Here is a 20,682-nt window from a genome sequence, read left to right as displayed (position 1 = left end):
CCTGCTATGTCACAGCATTATCTGCCTTTTAGCCAGGTCGTAGAGGAGATTAAACAACTGTGCCGAAAGCAAGTCAGCGGCAGTTTGTTTATCTCCACCGATTGTAATCGCTCTGCCCATGTCATCATCGAAGGTGGGGAGATCAACTACATCTACTACTTCAACAAACATGGCATCGAAGCACTGGATGCCATGTTTGATATCAGCAATGCACGCCACCAGTTCCAGGAAGGCATGCTGACTGACCAACATACGCCTTTGCCACCGACCCATGAGATCATCAAAACACTGGCCGATCTTGCGCCTAAAGAGATCCCCAAAGACGTTACACCCGAGCCGGTATTCGAGTGCAGTGATGCACAAAAATCGATCTTGGAAGACTGTCTGGCAGAATACATCGGTCCGGTGGCTGGGTTTATATGTGAAGATACCCTGAACTCCGTGCTGAACCTCGAAGCCGCACTGGATAAGCTGGCCGCCGAAATTCCGGACGACAATGAGTCGCTTCTATTCAAGAAAGATGTGATAAAAAAGCTCGGTATTTAGTCAGTTCCAAATGCATAGTATTCACACTGGGGAAACGATTTGTCCGTATTCCCAGTGTTGTGTACTTGCAGACTCACGTGCCCATACTCGTGCTCGTGAGTCCCCATATCCACGCGCGTTGATAACCCATAACATGAGTGATAAGACTAACCACGACCATTGGTTTGCACCAATAATCCAACACCAAAGCTCATCAGTACGGCTCCAGCCCCTCGCTCCACCCAGTGTATTTTGCGGTTCAGCACGCCTCTTACACTCTGATGGCCAATTGCTCCCGCAATAAAGAGATCCCATAGAAACACTGCCAAAACCATCCAAATCCCACAAACTATCTGCTGCAATAACGTCACATCCGGCCCTAAAATAACGGCCATTAAGCTCATATAAAACAGCGCATTTTTCGGATTAAGCAGCGCAGAGTTGATCCCCAGAAACAGTTGCTTCAGTAGCCCTGGCACTTGGCTTTCGTTTGAGCCCAGCGCTAACGCGTGTGGACGACTTCGTAACAGCTGCACACCTATCCACAACAGATAACCCGCCCCAATGGTTTCAATCACAGAAAAGAGCTGCGGGTTGTCCCGGATTCCACTCCAACCAAGAATCGCCACAGCGATATACACAGCATTACCCAGCGCCACCCCCAGGCAGATAAAACGGCTGCCGCGAAGGTTATGCCTGATCGCATTTCCTGCGATTAAAAAGAAGTCCGGCCCCGGACTCAGCAATGCAACAAAGTGAGCCAGTACAAGCGCGGGGAAAGCCGCTGGAATCAGATAATCCAATGAAGTCATATGTATCCTAAGCATCAGCTAAGTTGGGGAAACCGATACTTTATTGAGCCAATGCTAGGAAAGGTTGTCGGAAATTGATCTGGATTGTTGATATTGCCGAGGGGTGGACGCCGTGTAGCTCACAAAAGCGCGATGGAACTGGCTCTGATCAGCAAACCCCATATCAGACGCAACATCTACAATACTAGCGCCTGAGCGCAGTAAAAGTTTTGCCTTTTCCACCCGTGCATTGCTCACAAAAGACTTTGGGGTAATTCCATAAGATTCTTTAAACGTCCGGATTAAAGTTTCTCTCGCACAACCAAACTCTTCTGCCAAGTCGCCCAGAGACGGAGGCTGGCTGAGATCGGCCATCAATTTTTGTTTTATTTGTACACTTAGCTCACTTTTCCTGGACGAAACAGGCATTGGCGAACAGTACTGAAGAAGCAACGTTATGGCTAGCTGATCCAAGACATGAGCCGCTCCTTTTGCATTCCCTCTCTGCAGCGTCTCAACGAGCATCATAAATAGACCTGATGCAGCCGGACTCCGTATTACAAACTGATCACAACAGAAGTGAGTGATCGCTTTTCCGTATAACAGCGACAACCTTTCCCGGCACCACTGAACGTCGATATAGAGCATATGATACGCCCTCGAGCCGCCATCAATCGGATTACAGGCATGAATCCTGTCGGGTTCAATCATCACGAGGTCTCCCTCCTGTACAACCCGTTCCTGACCATCGTATGACAGGCATGTGGTGCCGGCATTCAACACGCCAACTGAAAACTCCTTGTGACTGTGAGCCTTGTAACCCTGAGTACTATGCCCTGTACTTCGCAGCTCCATCTGAGGCAAACCTGAGTGGCGAAAAAAGTACTGTTCTATATCCCTTACCGAATTCCCCAGCCTCATTCGTTCTCCTACCTCGATAACGGTTTTATTCGGGCATCATATTCTAAGTTAGCAGGACCAGCTTGCTAGCCGTGCTCTTTCCCAGTAAAGTATCAGTTCTAAATACATCAAGAGAAGGGCTGACGTCCTCGCCAACCTGCCAACCTGGGCAAGGTGGTTTGCTGTTATTCCAGCGATGTGGTCGAACCGACAATAAATCAGGTCGCCCTCCAACGTCAGCTCTCATAACCTTATGGGAGCATCTCATGTTTGAAGCACACACTCTTACCGCCGTTGATTCCGAACTGTTTCCAGCATCAACACAGCCAAGCAATAATACGTATAACCGTACCTATACCCGACGACATATACATAGCCTACGCCCACTTAAGATCTGGCTAGCCGAAGGTAAACGTAAGGATTCCAATCAATCTCTTAACAACGTCTGGTTTATCTATATCGAATATCGAGACAATCGAGGAAATAATCGTTTTATCTGCCTCGAACGATCACAGCAGGGACAAACCGTAGAACAACTGTTGAAGGAAGCGACTGCAACTGAACTGCAGGGTCTGTTGGCATAATCAGCATGGGCGGGCGGATAGACTATCCGCCCCTATATGACATTTAATCTGCGTATTTCACGCTCAAAATGAGTATGTGATTTCAGCCCAGATACTACGGCCTTCTAACGGATAGTCCCCTGGAATAATAGGTGACGAGGGTGTGCGGGCGTTTTCATCAAAGAGGTTTTTAACAATAACAGCCGTCTCTAAATTACGTTGCTCAAACGCTTTAGACACTTTTAGCGTACTCCATGCATAACCACTTAGCTTGTCGCGTGTATCAGTACGCTCACGCACACTGGAACCAATCCAGTGATTATTCAGATGGAGCGCCCAGCCATTCAGCATCTTATAATCTATGGATAGATACCCTGTATGGTTTGGTACATCAGCAATAACCTCTCCGGTGTCAGTATTTTCACTATGCTGATAACTATATTGTCCCTTTAGCTTCAGTTGAGAACTGAGCGCCCATTGTGCCTCGATCTCCAGCCCGTAACCTTCCTGTTGCGCAGCATTCTGAAACTGATAGACACTTCCAACCAATTTGTTTTCGATAAGGTCTTCAGCTTTGTAGAAGTACACACTATTAATGAGCCTTAGAGAGGGTGCGACCTGATAATCAGCCACGATTTCATAGGTTTTAATTCGCTCAGGCAGTAAGGACGAAGAACCAATCCCACTGGGATTATTTTTCATATATAACTCACTAAACGACGGCGCTCTAAATGCCTCACCGTACAGCAACTTACCAGTGAAATCATGACGCGGCTCCCAGACAAGCCCCAGTCTAGGGTTAAATATACTCCCAAATTCAGAATATCTATCCCAACGTCCACCCACCGTTAATGTCCATTCGGGATGAAAATACCATTGATTTTGAACGGCAAAAAATACGTTACGTCGCTCCTGATCCTCAAGAAATACGTAAGGCAAATCCGTCACATCGGTTAAATCACCATGGATGGGTGAAACCGTTCCATCCAGAACACCTGGACCATAGTTTTTACGTTCTGATGTTTCAAAGGATGTGTACTGAAATCCAACTTGAGATCGCCAAATTTGGTCTTCGAAACCGATATACTGGTAAGTTACATCTGCAATGACTTTATGCGCATTGTACTCTGGCGCCCCGATTACTCCATCCTCAAAGAGCACAGGATGACTAAGTGGTGTAAAAGGGTTTCCGTCTTTACCAATTGGAATGAGGCTTCCATTGGGGAAAAGTTTAAAAAGGCTTTCCGCATCTAAATAATGATATCCAATATTACTTTCTATTGAACTCTCAAAATCTATAATCGATTTGTATTGAAGATGCGATATGTAAGAGCTTGAATCGACATAGCCTTGATTGTCTAAAGCCCGAGCAACACCTTGACCTGTCCCAGCGTCCTTATTTTGCCAAAACCAGTTATTCCAGCTCCATTCGTCATTCTCAATATTCAAAAGGATGTTTGTAACCGAATAATCCGTATTCAGCCCACCTGAAGCCAATGAAGACTTAGTTCCCATCTGTTGATCAATACTGGCTTGTAAATCCCGGTCAATAATACGTCGACTATCACCGCCACTTACTTGCTGCTCCATTGAAAAAAACATTCCAGCACCCTGAACATTTTCTTTCCTGTACTGAAATGTAAGCTCCTTACTATTAAAACTACCGACTCTAATCTGTGTAATAGCAGGCATATAATCTCGGACACGTTTTGGGATTATATTAATGACACCAGAATACGCATTTGCACCATAAAGTGCCGATCCAGCACCTTTTATTATTTCTATACGTTCTATCGAATTTAGAGGCAAATGGAATGCAGATGGAAGACCTTCACTTAATGTATTTTTTAATTCAATACCATTAAATAAAACGAGAACCTGCGGATTAAAACCGCTCTGGAGGCCACGAATACTATACACAGGCTCCAGCCGGCTTAGGTCAGACCTCAAAACATGTAAACCGGGAACAGTTTCCAACACTTCATCAAGATGAGTCGCGCCCATAGAAGCGATATCTGCGGCCGTGATGACACTCACTACACCGGGTGCTTTTCTGACTGCCTCTAAGTGACCGGATGCGATAGTTGAGAAATAAGCACTCTCCAGGGAGTAGTCAACTTCTTCATCAGCAATTCCATCCTCTGAAAAACTCAGTGCTGATATGAAGAGCAAGCTGACGATAAATCCATAAATAGTATTTTGCATAACGTCCCTATTTCCCGCTTTAACTTCTGCAACCACATCTCTTCCCTGATATCCGGCTGCTCGTCTTCAGAAAGTAACGCCCTTATGCAAAGCGACGTTCTAACAGGTCAAAACAACTTCATGTATTAGAGGGCATATTTCATCTGAAAACGCATCGAAAATTCAGCCCGATAGATTACGGATAATACGCGATTATTTTTCCTTTAAAAGCGTCATAGCGCATTGAACAACGCCCTATTCAAACAAAGAAGAAGGCCGTCCACATATCAATCGCCTTCAATGCACCGTACAGGCCATGCAAGGATCAAACGATCTCACTACATGCTGTACTGCGACGGGTTCCGTTTCTCCCTTTCTGATCGGTGTTCCCGCCAGCGCTTGCTCCAATGCACCCGGCGTCTCCTGCTGATCACGCGGAGAGAAGTTCCAGGTCGTCGGAGCGATAATCTGATAACGGTGAATCTTACCTTTCTTCACTTCTAACCAATGCCCTAAAGCACCACGAGCGGCTTCAATCATACCTGTACCTGAACCGTTATCCGGCATTTCTGCATGATTGCAAAACGGCGCTTTTGGATCGATCGATTTCGCCCAAGCTTCCATCTTAGGAACAACAATGGCCAACTCCAATAAGCGCGCAACGATACGGCTGTGGACATTGCCTCCATTTTCCAGAATCAGACTATGAGCGAGCGGATGGTCATTGATCACCTGGCGAGCTAAAGCTCCGACTTCTACCACCTGGTCATTGAGACGGGGCGACTTACACCAACTGTAACCGGCTTCGTTTTCAAGCGACGGAATCGTAATACCAACGGAAGGGTGGCGAGGCTTGCTTCCGCCCTCTAACCACGAATGTGATACGTCTTCAGTGATCGCAACACTGCTTAACGGTAAGTGCTCACCTCCCAGATAGACACCTGATTTAAAGACCTTCCCGCTGGACTGCGGATAAGTACCATAACTCAGGAACTGATCTGTCGCTCGACCTAAGCGCTGAAGATTAAGCTGCTCGCTTAGGTGTAAAAATGCTCGGAAGTCACTGCTATACCACGGTTTCTGAAGGCGCCATTGCTCTAACTCAGTCACAGATGTCAGGCTAGCAATCACCTGTAAATCATCACCAAAAAGCTCCGTCTCCAGAAAACGACGAAATCCCGCAATAATGGTCAGAAGTTTGATGCGTTCTTGTGGTTCAACAGGTTTGGTCGTACCACCCGGCTGCAAACTGAGTGTGTGTGGCCACTTTCCGGCCAGCAACCCCATCAGGTGCAGAAAATCTGCCCGCGCGGGCAACATCACGCGGGTTGCATCCCCTTTCGTGGCTTTAAAGCGCTTCTCGATCATTTCAAACCAATCTTCACCGGCATATACCGGACGGGCAAAGTCAGGCATGAAGAACAGATAGAAGTGGGTTAGCAGGTCCGTCATATTCTCATTGGCGAGAACTAAATTCGTACAATGCAGGCCATTCTCCGGCATCTCTACCTGCATCAAATCCGCTAAAGCATGCGCACACGCGACGGACTGACTTACCGAACAGATTCCACAGATCCTCGGTGTGTAGACCAGCGCATCCATCGGATTGTGGCCCAACATGATCTGTTCAAACCCTCGATATAATGGAGAATTCACCCGTGCACTTCGCACCTGATCTCCGTCGGTCTCCAAAGTGACTTCCAGATCACCTTCTACGCGGTTAAACGGGCCTACTAAAATACGACTCATCAACGTCCTCAGATTAACCTTTGCGTTTATGTATGGTGGGCGGATAGATCAATTGTTCCGATGTAGCGTTTTCTTTTAAACGCTCAGGCGTCGCGGCTTTTGACAGGGATGCCAGCGCAACAAACCATGCCTTAGGCATGTCCGTAGGGAGACCGACAGGGATACCTGCAATCTTAGGAGTTTTGGTAAAGCTGTGACCCGGTTCTTCAAACTCTGGTGCGGTACAGTTGATACACGCATAACCGCCGCTGGTACAAGAGCCATGACCGTTCCAGTCGCGAATATTGCAATCAGCATGTGCCTGAGTTCCCAGACAACCCATATTTTCCATCATACAACCGCGTTCACCCGGGGCGGTCGCGCTGGCTTTGTACTCATAATATTCATTACGACTACAACCGTGATGAACAAGTTGATCGGCATACATCCGTGGACGACCCAAGCTATCAAGGTTCGACTCCCCATGCTCACCCAAGGCAATACTGATCAGCGTTTCCGTAACCCAATCCGGGTGGGTCGGACAGCCAGCGATGTTAATAACCTTAAAGTGCTCTGATGAGCGGTAACTCTCACCCAACAGCCCGCCAGGTAGTTCACCGTCATATTGCAGGCCCGTCGCATCGGTATGGTTGCTGCCTGCTGCTGTAATGCCTCCGTATGCAGCACAAGACCCCACTGCTAACGTGTATTTCGCTTTTTCAGCCAGCTCGCGCACCCAATGGATCATCGGCTTACCCGTGCCTCCTAGCATATGAAAACGCCCTGTACCGTGCGGCCCCATCATCATGGAACCTTCAATACACAACAGATCCAGCGCCTGCTCTCCGTCGATGATTGCTTCGAGTAGTGCAATCACTTCACTGCCGGTCTGTTCACTCAGTGAAGGATGCCAGAGGAGCTCGATACCTGCTGCATCCAACAGGGTCATCAGGTCTGGCGATTCAGCATTCAACAATGACATGCTACAACCACCACAGCCACCGGACTGTAACCATAGAAGATTAGGCACGATTGGACTCCTCGCAACGCTCTTCGGTCAGCAACGTTAATGATGCCAACGCGCCACCGTCAGGATGGTTCTGAATCACCAGTTCCCCGCCATGCTCGGAAACAATACCGTAGCTGATCGACAATCCCAGCCCTGTACCTTGTCCGACAGGCTTAGTGGTAAAGAAAGGATCAAACAGACGGGAGAGGAAATCATCCGGTATCCCGGGCCCGCTATCACGAACCTCAAAGATTACTTTCCGGTCCTCAATCTGAGCACTTAACAGCAGTCGTTTTGGATCCGATGCGTCCATGGCATCCACGGCATTTTGGATCAGGTTGACTACCACCTGATGGATCTGACCGGAGTGGCCAAACGCAGTCAAATCGGTAGGAATGGTTTCCACCACATCGATCGGCGCTTTACTCTCTTTTATAATCCAGTGCATCGCGGTTTTGATCACATGGCTCAGATCAAACACCGCTTTCTCTGACTCCTGTGTCGAAGAGAACTGACGCAGGTCGTTAACAATCTCTTTGACCCGGTCCGCCCCCTCCATCGTACCTTCCACCAGCGAATTCAGATCACGGATCGCTTTATCGAGCCGCAACTTCTCACGCATCGCTTTCAGCTGTTCACGACTATTACCTTCGTTGATCGCATCGAAATATGCGCAAAGGCGGTCGGTGTATCGCTGCAGCGCGTGCATATTGCCGTAGACAAAGCTGATCGGGTTATTGAGTTCATGTGCAACGCCGGCGACCAGTCGACCCAACGACGCCATCTTCTCTGATTGCACCAGTCGCTCTTGCGCCAGCTTAAGTTCAGCGTGTGCTGCATTAAGTTCTTTGTACGCTTTTTGCAGCTCACCCAGAGGACGACCGACCATCACCATGCCGATCAGGCGACCGCGGTGATTATGACGGGGGGAGCAATTCATAGAGAGCGGGACAAGACCATCGCGGCCGATCAGTTCCACTTCGCAATCACGCACCGGTTGAATACGCAACTGCCCCATAAAGCTGCTGATTTTGGAATGATATTTTGTGGCAATAAGATCCGTGAAACGAGCACCCATCAACTCCTCTTCACTGCGTCCGGTCAGTTGCTCCAGTGCTCGGTTCACCCCCTGTACCACGCCGTTTTGATCACACACAATCAACACATCGCTCATGGCACTCTGGATACTGTGCAGAAAGCTTCGGGCTTCCTCCAGTTCCGTGTTTTTTTCCTCGACCTCAACCTGTGAATGCACCAGATCAGCGTAGGCTTCATCCATTTTCTGGATGACACTGACCCAGGCATCTTCTGAGTCAATATTGGCGGGCGGTGTAAGATCTTGCTTTCCGGACATGAATACAGCAGCACTCAAATTAAACTAATACTGTCTCTATATTAGCCCGAACGGGTAGCCGCCGTACATGCACCGCTCAACCGCGTATTTTGCCCCGCTTGTACGAGGAGAATGCGGCGACCAGCGTATAGATAAAGGCCAGCCCTAATGCCACCCGAATCACCTGAAGCAATGCCGGATACTGCTCGGGTGTAATGGCTTCTTCACCCATCATCAAATTAACTAGCAGCACCACCACTGCCATGCTGAACATATTACCCAGCGTCCGGGAAAGATTGAGCAACGCCGATGCAATACTGAGTCTATCAGGCCGTACCGAACTCAGCGCCGCATTGTTATTCGGCGATGAGAACAAACCAAAACCGCTCCCCAACAAAATCAAACCAATCAGTACATGGGTCAGGCTGCTCTCAGCATCCAGGCCGATCAACACCGCGAAACCGCAACCGAACAGCAAACAGCCGGTTGTCGCGATCAGCCTTGGCTCATAGATGTCTGACAATTTTCCGGCAAACGGTGCCAAACAGGCCATGATCAGTGCCTGCACCAGAATTAACTGACCGGATTCGCTCGGCGACATGCCCTGAATGTATTGCAGGTATAAGCTGAGCAGAAACAGCACGGGATAATGCGCACCGTACATAAACAAGCTGGCAATAATCGAACGGGAGAATACTTTGTTATCGGCCAGCGCCCTCAGCCGTATCAGCGGATATTCAGCCACACTCTGTTGACGGATAAAGAGATAAAGCAGCGCTAAACCGGCAATCAGGGCTATCACATAACGAGGATCGGGCAACCCCGACAGACCAAAGAAAAACGCCGTCGTCCACAATGCAAATAACAGACTGCCCAACCAGTCCAGCTTATTTTTGACGACACTGACACATTGCCCTTTAACGTTCACAACCACCAGTATCATTGCGATCATTGCAAACGGAACCGGCGCCCAAAAAACCGCCCGCCATCCCAGGGCTTCTGTAAGCCAACCGCCAATCAATGGCCCGCAGGTTAATCCCAGATAGACCGATGTTGATCCCAGCCCCAGCGCCATCCCGCGCTGCTTGGCGTCAAAGATCGTACTCACCAGCGCCATTCCCGTGGCGAATACCATTGCGCTCGCTAATCCTTGCAGCACCCGCGCGATCAGCAACCACTCAATACTCTCAACAACCAACGCCATCAACGACGACAGAGAGAAGAACAATACACCTGCTAGGTACACCTGTTTACGACCGATCATATCCGCGATCCGCCCGGCCGGAAGCATTAGGATAATACTGCCCCAGATATTCGCCGTTGGTAACCAACTAACCAGAACGGCATCCGCCTGCAGATCTTCCGCTATCGCAGGCAGGGCCATATTCACGGCTGACATCGACTGTGGAATCAAAAAAGTGGCGATACAGATGCTAACTAACGCCAACCAACGGGCGGACGGCTTTTGTGCGTAATGTTCTGGCATTCAGGTGTCTTGAAATAGGGTTGTTCGGCTAGCCATACAAGGATGGCAGAGAGGAGACATCGGATGCAGATAGATCTGTCCGAGATAAGTGCCACTATACCAGATGATTGGTTAAGAAGTTAACGAACACTCTGTTGCAGAGAGGTCATCAATATCAGTTGACCGGATTCACATCAGGGACCGGCTGCTTCTCCAGCAAGGCCACCAGCGCCGAGCCTTCCAGCGGTTGATCAAAGTAGAACCCCTGAATTGAGTGGCATCCCATTTCCCGGATCAGCTCAACCTGCTCCCGGGTTTCAACCCCTTCCGCGATCACCTTCAATGACAGTGAACTGGCCAGTGAGATAATACCGTTCACCAACGCGCGATCTTCCGCATCTTGGGCCAGATCACTCACAAAGGAGCGATCAATCTTCAGGCGACTAATCGGGTATTTCTTCAGATAGCTCAGCGACGAGTAACCTGTACCGAAGTCATCGATAGCGATATCAATACCCATATCACGCAGTCGCTCCAGTTGCTGGTGTGTTTTTTGCTCATCCGCGATCAGAATACTTTCTGTAATCTCTACAATCAGCCGCTCACCGCTCATCCCTGTCATCTGTAATACAGACTCTGCAAGTTCTGCCACATCCAGGCGCTGAATCTGTCGACTGGAAACGTTCACACTGATCTTTGGAGGCGTATCACAATACTGATGCAACGAGGCTCCGAACCAGCATGCTTCCTCCATCACCCAAGCGCCAATCTTGCTGATTAAACCAACCTCTTCTGCAACCGGGATAAAATCAGATGGTGAAATTAGACCATGCACCGGATGCTGCCATCGAATGAGTGCTTCAACCGCTTCCAACGCACCCGTGTGGATATTCCAGATCGGTTGATAATGCAGCGTAAATTCCTGCTCTCGTAGCGCCTGATGAAGCGAGTTTTCCAACTCACGTTTACGCAAGGCGGCATCGTTCATCTCGGCCGTATAGAACTGATAGGTATTACGTCCGTGCTCTTTCGCTTTATACATCGCACTGTCAGCATTACGCACCAAATGTTCAGCCTCCAGGCCATCATCCGGGTAGATCGTGATCCCGATACTGCCAGAGACAAACGCCTCGTGACTATCAATCAGGTAGGGTTGCGACAGGCTCTCCAGTATTTTGTGAGCAACACTCTTCACCACATACGGATCCGTGATATCAGGAAGAATGACTGCAAACTCATCCCCCCCTAAACGTGCAGCAGTATCACTGCTCCGCAAACACACTTTGAGTCGTTCAGATGTTTCCTTCAGTAATTTGTCACCTGCCGAGTGACCAAGGGTATCGTTGACCAGTTTAAAGCGGTCCAGGTCTACAAATAGCAACGCTCCCTGGGCGTTAATACGATTGGCGCGCGATAACGCCTGTGACAGGCGATCTGCAAACAAATTACGATTGGGTAAACCGGTTAATGCATCAAAATTAGCTTGCTGCAGGATCAACTCTTCGTTTTTCTTACGCTGAGTAATATCGTTAAACAGAGAAACATACCCCTCTACATCTCCCTGAGCATCGCGCATCGTAGAAATGGTCAGCCATTTTGGATACACCTCTCCATTTTTACGCTTATTCCAGATTTCACCTTCCCAGAAGCCTCGTTGCGTCAGCGCATTACAAATCTCTTGATAGTAATGGTTGCCATGTCTACCCGATTTAAGAATGCCGGGATCTTGCCCCAACACATCTTCTTCATTAAAACCGGTAATCTGGCTGAAGGACGGATTCACCATCTGTATACGGTTATCCGCATCCGTCACCATGATCGCTTCCGCTGCAGTCTGAAAGACCGCCGACGCCAGACGCAGTTGCTTCTCATCTTCTTTCAGCTGGGTAATGATCTCTTTAATCGCCACATAGTGGACGATCTCACCCTGATCATCCTTAATGGAGCCGATATTGGCCCGCTCCCAGTAGAGGCTGTCATCCTTACGCTTATTGTGTAGCTCTCCTACCCAGACGCCACCTGAAGAAATAGTCTCCCACAGTCGCTCGTACTCATCCTGATCCGTTTCACCAGACTTCAACAAACGTGGATTCTGCCCCAATACTTCATCCAGACTGTATCCCGTGACCTCTTCAAACATGGGATTAACATATTCTATATTTCCATCTGGATCGGTGATTACCACAATCGTTGGACTGTGCTCCACCACCCGCGAGAGCAAACGGATGTGCTCTTCAGCATCCTTACGCTCACGGATATCACTGAGCATACATATGAAGTGCGTATCTTGTCCGTGCAGATGCTGTACGGGGAAGATATTGGATTCCACCGTAATCAGATTGCCATTTTTGTCTTGATTGACGAATTCACCCTGCCACGGCTCAGCATCCTTCAACTTTTCATCCAGTGCCTCATACACTGATTGATCAGTATGCTCAGACTGCAGAACGACCGGTGTTTTACCCAGCAACTCAGCCATCTGGTATCCGAACAGATCTGTGAACGCCTTATTTACGTACTGGATTTCCCGGTTTTCATTCGTAATCACGGTGGCAATCGATGATTGCTGAATCGCCGCAGATAACAAATGTAGCTGCTCTCTCATTGTCAGGGATTTACGGTAGCTATAGATCAGCATAACCGCAGAAGTGAGAATCACCAGCCCAGCCAGCAAAAGCCCCCAGAACAACGCGGAGTTATCCTGCCGCCAGATTCTGAAGGTACTGTAATGATCTATATTCACGGAAATAGCGAGAGGGTACTTTTCAGACAATCTTACAGCGGTGTAACTCTGTGGCAGATAGCCCTCCTGAACCAACTTCGAGCGTTCATCCTGACCTTCAAGGACTAACTGACTGAGTAACGATGTAACTGTCTTCTTATGGGGAGAGTATTCACCGTGAACCAGCAAGGCATCGGCAACAAAGTTCACCAGATATACGTTGTCACTCATGGCGAGTTGCAGTTCAGATATATAGTGCTGCAGATAGCCCGGATTAAATGCCGCTATAACTTGATAGCGGTCTCCGGTCTGAGGTTCGGTATAATCCAGACCAAAAGGGATCAGCCTGCGGTTACGTCCGGGTTCAGGTTTACCCAGTATAGGCAAAAAACGCCCATGCAGCGGTTTACCAATTTTTAACCCCGACGCAAACTCATTGTGCTGCTGATAATCAAACCCGATCAGCGATAAATTCAGTTGTCCCGATGTACGGCCAGCAGAATCAATCCAGACATCATCACCTTTCACCACAGTAAGTTGACGGATATGAGGCGCAAAACCGAGTATCTGCTTAACCCGATGCTCCACATGGCTTTGCGTATCGGTATGATTATTGGTGTTGGATATTTCATTCACAATGGAGATCAGACTGACCTCCATCGATTCGATCGTGCGGGTAATCGATCCCTCAACCATCCGGCTATAAAGATCAGCCGTTGCATTGCGTGACTGCACCGCCTGATTGAAACTAAACCACAGCACCGCCGTAAACAGCAACATGACGGCAAGCGCAATAACCCCGACCCAGGCAATAAAGGGCTTTTTACTGATACCTATATTCAGGTCACGAGGGCTTTGCATCATCAATACAGCTCAATAGAGAAAGTGCGTCAGTCCGGAATATCTGCAATAAACCACAACCAACCTGACGGATTATACTGAGACAACGGCGTTACGCACTTAAAAACTCTTCACAGATTGCGAAGTCAAAAGCCGTTATCTGCCAAACCAACCCAATAAAACCTTGGCCCAACTCAAGTTAGTACACAATATCGCGGTTTTTCACCCACTCACAGTAGCTCACTACAAAAGCTTCATGATAGTAATGGTCATCAACCTCCCCATCGTTGAGTCAGGACGCCGCCATGAAATATGTTGTACAACGATTAATTTATTTAGCCCTCACCTTCAGCCTGCTTGGACAACCGTTGTATGCAGACTCCCGACTTGATCAGATAAAAACCCGCGGCGAGCTAAAAGTCTGTATATGGCCCGATTACTTTGCCATCAGCTACCGCAATCCTCGTACGATGTCATTGGAAGGGATCGATATCGATATGGCTAAAGCGTTCGCAGAACAACTCGATGTAAAACTCACTTTTGTCGAAAGCTCGTTTGGTGCCTTGGTGAAAAACATGAGCAACGATGCTTGTGATATTGCGATGCACGGTGTCGGTGTGCGCGACAGCCGAAAACCTCATATGGATTTCTCCGAACCGCACCTGGCCAGCGGAATCTACGCGATCAGCATGAAATCTAACTCACACATCAAAACCTGGGATGACATTGATCAGCCAGGGAACATCATCGTGGTGCAGAAAGGTACGTATATGGAACCGGTGATGCGCGACTATCTCCAGCAGGCGGAGCTAAGCGTCGTGGATAGTTTCAAAGCACGTGAACAGGAAGTACAAAGCGGTCGCGCCGACGTCTTTATGACGGATTACCCTTACGGTAAACGCATGGCAGCACTCACTCGCTGGGCTCAGCTGCTTATTCCTGAAACACCACTGGCGCCAACACCGTATGCCTATGCCGTACCTAAAAATGACGATGTATGGTTATCGGAAGTAAACCGCTTTGTCGCAGCCATGAAAGCAAACGGAAAGCTTCAGGAATATGCAGAGAAAAACGGGTTGTCACCGATCGTTGCGAAGTAATTCTCTCGCACAGGTTCGCGCGCAGATCTAACAGCCCGCCACAAAAAAGCCCCGCATTGCGGCAATGCTGTTCACTTAAGCATTTGAGGTAAAAGCAGGCTTAGTAGAAAATCCGATGTTGTTCTCAGCATCGGATTTTTTTATGCCTTTTCAACAATCCCTTCTCGACCTTGGTGAGCTTTTCAATTTCTCAGATTTGAGTACATTTACTCATAATATTCCAATTGAATGGGTTGAATCGGCTTTAACCCTATCTGATAAAGCAACTATTCGACGTAGACGCCTGCCTTCAGATCAAGTGTTGTGGCTCGTACTGGGTATGGCAATTTTCCGCGATGAGCCCGTTCATGAGGTTGCTCGGCGCTTGAATATCTGTGCGCAAGGCCTGGCATCAGATAGCTTGCTTGCTAAAAGCGGTGTGACCGAGGCCCGTAAAAGACTCGGCTCGCAGCCCATAGAGTGGCTATTTTGCCAGACCGGCCACCAATGGGGGCGTGAACGATATACGGGTGATGAGTGGCAAGGGCTACAGGTCTTTGCTGTAGACGGGGCATTATTCAGAACCCCGGATACGCCTGAATTACGTGAGCACTTCGGTTCGGGAAATACATCAACAAAACGCCAAACACCTTTTCCAATGATGCGGCTCGTGGCCCTCATGAATGTGAGATCGCATATTGTTGTTGATGCCCAGATTAGCCCCTACCGCCGTAGCGAAATGCGACTCGCTGACGCGTTTTTACATCAAATACCTGATAACTCCGTTACCTTATTTGATAAAGGCTTTTGGGGGGCTAATTTACTGCTCAACGTATCACGACAAGGTAAAAACCGTCACTGGCTCATCCCTGAACGCAAAAACCTTGTGCGAGAAGAGCTGCAAAGGTACGGAAAAAATGATCGGCTGGTAAAGATGAAAGTCTCACCCCAGGCTCGAAAGAAAAACCCGGAGTTACCCGAATATTGGGAGGTACGGGAAGTCAGCTATAAAGTCAAAGATGGCATGAAAACTGTCTTCACATCCTTGCCGGTAGAAACGTATAGCGCAAAAGCTATTGCGGGGTTATATCAAGAACGATGGGAGATAGAGCTTGGTTTTCGCGATATTAAGAGCTCAATGCAACACAATGCAATCACGTTGCGCAGCAAGAAAGTCGAGTTGATCTATCAAGAAGTTTGGGGCCTTTTACTGACGTATAACGTAATCAGAAGAGAGGCCTCTCTGGCAGCAATCGCCTTTGATAGAAGGCCATCCGAAATAAGATTTAAATCTGTATGCCAATACATTGCAGTTCAACTGATAGTGATGGCTGCAGCTAACCCGGTATCCGGCACAGGACGAAGGCTATCGGAGTTGAGATCAGGCATTGGTGGTCTGTTTTTAGAGAGGCGTCCGAGGCGAACAACGCCTCGGACGGTGAAGATATCAAAAACCCGTTATCCAGTGGATCGCAAAGCGGCTCCCCTAAAGTGAACAGCATTGCCGCATTGCGGGGCTTTTTACTATCTAAGAAGAAGACGCTTATGCGATCTCTTCAGCGATAATTTTCTTCCATTTAGCAGGCCCCGTGTTGTGTACGGATTCACCGTTCACATCCACTGCCACTGTCACTGGCATATCTTTCACGTCAAACTCGTAGATCGCTTCCATACCCATTTCCGGGAAGGCCAGCACTTCTGCGTTGGTGATCGCTTTAGAGACCAGATAGGCAGCGCCACCGACAGCCATCAAGTAAACCGACTGGTTATCTTTGATTGCATCAATCGCGACCGGACCACGCTCAGATTTACCGATCATGCCCAGCAGACCTGTGCTTTCGATAACCTGACGGGTGAACTTATCCATACGGGTAGCCGTTGTAGGACCAGCAGGACCTACGACTTCATCACCCACTGGGTCTACTGGGCCCACGTAGTAGATGAAGCGACCTTTCAGATCAACCGGCAGCTCTTCACCGTTGTTCAGCATCTCAACCATACGTTTGTGAGCTGCATCACGACCGGTCAGCATCTTACCGTTCAGCAGAACTGTTTCACCAGGCTTCCAGGATTTAACATCTTCAGGTGTTACGGTGTTCAGATCAACGCGGCGGGTGCTTTCACCTACTTCGAAGGTCACTTCCGGCCACTCATCCAGAGATGGAGGCGTCAGCACGGCAGGGCCGTTACCGTTCAGTGTGAAATGGGTGTGACGTGTCGCAGCACAGTTAGGGATCATGCACACCGGCAGAGACGCCGCATGAGTTGGATAATCCATGATCTTCACATCCAGAACGGTTGTCAGACCACCCAGACCCTGCGCACCGATACCCAGGTTGTTGACCGCATCCATAATCTCCAGACGCAGTTCTTCAACGCGGTTCTGAGGACCACGTTCACGCAGTTCGTGGATATCGATCGGATCCATCAGAGATTCTTTCGCCAGTACGGCAGCTTTCTCTGCGGTACCTCCGATACCCAGACCCAGCATACCCGGCGGACACCAGCCTGCACCCATGGTTGGCACAGTCTTAACAACCCAGTCAACAATGCTGTCGGATGGGTTCAGCATCACCATTTTGGATTTGTTCTCGGAACCGCCGCCTTTCGCTGCAACGTGAACTTCCACCTCGTCACCCTCTACGATTTCGTAGTGGATAACCGCTGGCGTGTTGTCTTTAGTGTTCTGACGCTTACCGGCAGGATCAGCCAGAATGGACGCACGCAGAACATTGTCAGGATGAGTATATGCACGACGAACACCTTCGTTCACCATGTCGGTCACGCTCATTTTCGCGTCCCAGGTCACGTTCATGCCCACTTTCAGGAAGACGGTAACGATACCGGTATCCTGACAGATTGGGCGCTGACCTTCCGCACACATACGGGAGTTGATCAGAATCTGAGCCATCGCGTCTTTCGCCGCTGGGTTCTGCTCTTTCTGATACGCTTCGTGAACGCCCTGAACGAAATCGATCGGGTGATAGTAGGAGATAAACTGCAAGGCATCAGCAACACTGCTGATGAAGTCGTCTTGGCGAATAACACTCATTCGGCGACACTCCAATTGGCTCTTTGTCATTAGGGTAACGGCTTGCTCCCATCACTCATGGGGCAGATAGGAAGTGCCTATTAATACAGTATTTTCAGACCGCATTGACAGACAACAACCACAGGACCGCTTATTAGTTGTGGCGAGATTATACACTAATTAGAAAGTGATTCGGTGCTCGGCATTAGTCTTAATTACTGCAGCGCGGAAGAGTGATCGGCTCAGAGAAATAGCGCCAGACAGTAACCCAATCCGAAGACCAGAAACAGACGCCCGGTCAACGGGGTCAACGCCTTACGCTGAGCTTCATCCGCCTGAAGCAGGCGGTAAGGAGGGAGTGCACATAACAAGCTCGGCAACAGCGGCCAGAGCGACTGCAGCGCCCCGCTCCACCACAGCGTCATCGCTGAAAGATAGGTCGAGATAACCATAATGAGATAGAGACCCGAGGCGCGGGCATAACCAATTCGCACACTGAGCGTCGCGATATTATCCCTCCGGTCCGCTTCATAGTCCCGCAACTCGTTGGAAAGCAGCAACAGTGATGTCAGCAGACTGACCGGCACCGATTGCCACACCACCATCGCAGACAGATCACCGGTCACCGCAAAGTAACTGCCACTGACCATCAATACGCCCATAAACCAGAACACCAGCACCACGCCCAATCCCCGGCGTTTATAGTTCATCGGCTCCAAGGTATACCCCAACGCTCCGATAATCCCCAATAGCGCGAGCCAGAGCAACCCAAGACCCACCTGGGTCACCAGATATAGCGCGATAACAGATGCCAAGAGAAAACATGTGAGGCCAATGCGGAAGTTCTGCTCGATTCGGATCATCGCACGCAGATGAGCAGCATTCGTAATGTTGGTTTCAAGCTGATGACGATCGGCGTAATCGTTAATCAGATTAACACCCGCCTGTAGCAGTAAACCACCGGCTAAAACCAGCGCGGCAGAGAGACTGCTGAAGGCACTAGACACCGTTGCACTCGCGATACCTGTCAGGCAGACCACCAGTGCAACGGTAAAAGAGAAGGGACGCAGTGCGCGCCGGAAACTGTATTTACTCAGGTCCATGGGCGCGCGATATTTATTTCTTGCGGGTTGTTTCAACGTCGCGCAGATCACGCATCAGCAGTGCATGCTCAGGATCAAAATCACCGCCCATCGGGATGCTGACCACGTGACCGGAACCCGGTGCAACATCGACATCCTGACCTTTTTTGTTGTGCATCGTTTCCAGCACAAACTTGCGATTACCCTGCGGCGTCATCAGCTCCAGCGTATCACCTTTCTGGAAGCGGTTTTTCACGTCCACTTTCAACATGTCACCTTCGCGGCCCAGAATTTCACCCACAAACTGCTGGTGATAACCGATAGAGTTACCGGTTTCGTAGTTCTGATACTCATCGTGAACATGACGACGGTAGAAACCTTCGGTGTAACCACGGTGCGCCAGATTTTCCAGTTCATCCATCAGACCCATGTCGAACGGACGTCCGGCAACGGCATCATCAATCGCTTTACGGTACGCCTGAGCAGTACGGGCGACATAGTAATAAGACTTCGTCCGTCCCTCGATCTTCAGACAGTCAACACCGATCTCCGCCAAACGATGTACATGCTGGATCGCACGCAGGTCTTTGGAGTTCATGATATAAGTACCGTGCTCATCTTCATAAGCAGGCATATATTCACCCGGACGTGAACGTTCTTGTAGCAAGTACGGCGTATCAGTATGACCACCCAGCCCCAGATCAGTCGTCGGATCAAACTGCTGCGCAGCCTCTGCTGCCTGCTCCTGACCGTCCTGAGCGAGAGGAATCAGATCGCCCGTTTCATCCTGCTTGGCTTCATGGGCGTCATACTTCCAGCGACACGAATTGGTACAGGTACCCTGGTTCGGATCACGGTGATTGATATAACCCGACAACAGACAACGACCTGAATAAGCGATACACAGAGAGCCGTGTACAAACACCTCCAGCTCCATGTCCGGACAGATTTGACGGATCTCTGCCACTTCGTCCAGTGACAACTCGCGGGACAGAATGACACGCTCAATACCCATCCGCTCCCAGAACTTCACGGTTGCCCAGTTCATTGTATTGGACTGGACAGACAGATGGATCGGCATATCTGGGAAGGTATCCTTCACCATCATAATCAGGCCGGGATCAGACATAATCAGTGCATCAGGTCCCATCTCAACCACCGGACGCATATCATCCAGATAGGTTTTCAGCTTGCCGTTGTGAGGCATGATGTTACTTGCGACGAGGAACTTCTTCTCCAGACTGTGCGCCAGATCGATCCCGGTCTGGAGGTTATCCATATTGAAGTCATTTTCACGCACTCGCAGACTATAACGAGGCTGACCTGCGTAGACCGCATCCGCCCCGTAGGCGAACGCATATTTCATATTTTTCAGCGTCCCGGCAGGGGACAGAAGTTCAGGAGCACGCATAAATTTAGTATCTAATTTG

The 20,682-nt window shown here is 49.3% G+C and carries 15 protein-coding genes and 1 riboswitch; of the genes, 4 read left to right on the top strand and 11 right to left on the bottom strand.

Annotation, left to right across the window (positions count from 1 at the left end; translation table 11 throughout):
- Positions 1-6 precede the first annotated feature (6 nt).
- Positions 7-546 (top strand): DUF8082 domain-containing protein, encoded by a 540-nt coding sequence (locus tag IOQ59_RS08700; protein ID WP_193952890.1) that lies wholly within the window; start codon positions 7-9, stop codon positions 544-546.
- A gap of 146 nt (positions 547-692) precedes the next feature.
- On the opposite strand, the gene IOQ59_RS08695 is transcribed toward IOQ59_RS08700, so the two are convergent.
- Both IOQ59_RS08695 and IOQ59_RS08690 read right to left on the bottom strand, forming a co-directional pair.
- Entirely contained in the window at positions 693-1,337 is a 645-nt protein-coding gene (locus tag IOQ59_RS08695) for a LysE family translocator (RefSeq protein WP_193952889.1), read from the bottom strand.
- Positions 1,338-1,391: 54 nt separating this feature from the next.
- Positions 1,392-2,171, bottom strand: a complete 780-nt coding sequence (locus tag IOQ59_RS08690) for a helix-turn-helix domain-containing protein (protein WP_193952888.1) — start codon at positions 2,169-2,171, stop codon at positions 1,392-1,394.
- 165 nt (positions 2,172-2,336) lie between these two features.
- Positions 2,337-2,444: riboswitch (SAM-I-IV-variant riboswitch) on the top strand.
- Between the two features lie 38 nt (positions 2,445-2,482).
- Between IOQ59_RS08690 and IOQ59_RS08685 the strand changes: the two genes are divergently transcribed.
- Positions 2,483-2,800, top strand: coding sequence for a hypothetical protein (locus IOQ59_RS08685; RefSeq protein WP_193952887.1), 318 nt, complete (start codon positions 2,483-2,485; stop codon positions 2,798-2,800).
- Positions 2,801-2,863: 63 nt separating this feature from the next.
- Here the strand turns inward: IOQ59_RS08685 and IOQ59_RS08680 are convergent, their stop codons facing one another.
- From IOQ59_RS08680 to IOQ59_RS08655, 6 genes are all read right to left on the bottom strand, one after another.
- Positions 2,864-5,020 (bottom strand): TonB-dependent receptor plug domain-containing protein, encoded by a 2,157-nt coding sequence (locus IOQ59_RS08680; RefSeq protein WP_193952886.1) that lies wholly within the window; start codon positions 5,018-5,020, stop codon positions 2,864-2,866.
- Between the two features lie 240 nt (positions 5,021-5,260).
- The gene (locus tag IOQ59_RS08675) at positions 5,261-6,712 is read right to left on the bottom strand and encodes a nickel-dependent hydrogenase large subunit (protein ID WP_193952885.1); all 1,452 of its coding nucleotides are present in this window, start codon (positions 6,710-6,712) and stop codon (positions 5,261-5,263) included.
- 13 nt (positions 6,713-6,725) lie between these two features.
- Positions 6,726-7,721 (bottom strand): NADH-quinone oxidoreductase subunit B family protein, encoded by a 996-nt coding sequence (locus IOQ59_RS21600; RefSeq protein ID WP_371871843.1) that lies wholly within the window; start codon positions 7,719-7,721, stop codon positions 6,726-6,728.
- Positions 7,714-9,054 carry a PAS domain-containing sensor histidine kinase gene (locus IOQ59_RS08665; protein ID WP_193952884.1) on the bottom strand — a complete coding sequence of 447 codons (1,341 nt, stop codon included), beginning with the start codon at positions 9,052-9,054 and terminating at the stop codon, positions 7,714-7,716. The genes IOQ59_RS21600 and IOQ59_RS08665 overlap by 8 nt, the downstream gene beginning before the upstream one ends.
- A gap of 76 nt (positions 9,055-9,130) precedes the next feature.
- Positions 9,131-10,519 carry an MFS transporter gene (locus tag IOQ59_RS08660; protein ID WP_193952883.1) on the bottom strand — a complete coding sequence of 463 codons (1,389 nt, stop codon included), beginning with the start codon at positions 10,517-10,519 and terminating at the stop codon, positions 9,131-9,133.
- A gap of 154 nt (positions 10,520-10,673) precedes the next feature.
- Positions 10,674-14,084: a bifunctional diguanylate cyclase/phosphodiesterase gene (locus IOQ59_RS08655; RefSeq protein WP_193952882.1), complete on the bottom strand. Its 3,411-nt coding sequence runs from the start codon at positions 14,082-14,084 to the stop codon at positions 10,674-10,676.
- A 281-nt stretch (positions 14,085-14,365) separates the two neighbouring features.
- Between IOQ59_RS08655 and IOQ59_RS08650 the strand changes: the two genes are divergently transcribed.
- Positions 14,366-15,160, top strand: coding sequence for a substrate-binding periplasmic protein (locus IOQ59_RS08650; RefSeq protein WP_193952881.1), 795 nt, complete (start codon positions 14,366-14,368; stop codon positions 15,158-15,160).
- Between the two features lie 142 nt (positions 15,161-15,302).
- Positions 15,303-16,634, top strand: coding sequence for an IS4 family transposase (locus tag IOQ59_RS08645; RefSeq protein WP_193952997.1), 1,332 nt, complete (start codon positions 15,303-15,305; stop codon positions 16,632-16,634).
- 48 nt (positions 16,635-16,682) lie between these two features.
- Here the strand turns inward: IOQ59_RS08645 and IOQ59_RS08640 are convergent, their stop codons facing one another.
- From IOQ59_RS08640 to trhP, 3 genes are all read right to left on the bottom strand, one after another.
- Entirely contained in the window at positions 16,683-18,191 is a 1,509-nt protein-coding gene (locus IOQ59_RS08640; RefSeq protein ID WP_193952880.1) for a fumarate hydratase, read from the bottom strand.
- Between the two features lie 221 nt (positions 18,192-18,412).
- Positions 18,413-19,273 (bottom strand): prenyltransferase, encoded by an 861-nt coding sequence (locus IOQ59_RS08635; RefSeq protein WP_193952879.1) that lies wholly within the window; start codon positions 19,271-19,273, stop codon positions 18,413-18,415.
- Between the two features lie 13 nt (positions 19,274-19,286).
- Positions 19,287-20,663: a prephenate-dependent tRNA uridine(34) hydroxylase TrhP gene (gene trhP, locus IOQ59_RS08630; RefSeq protein WP_193952878.1), complete on the bottom strand. Its 1,377-nt coding sequence runs from the start codon at positions 20,661-20,663 to the stop codon at positions 19,287-19,289.
- Between the last annotated feature and the right edge of the window lie 19 nt (positions 20,664-20,682).

Source organism: Pontibacterium sinense (assembly GCF_015209595.1).
GTDB lineage: Bacteria > Pseudomonadota > Gammaproteobacteria > Pseudomonadales > Balneatricaceae > Pontibacterium > Pontibacterium sinense.
The sequence above is the reverse complement of the archived record's forward strand: the minus strand, read 5'-3'. Positions and strand labels throughout refer to the sequence as shown.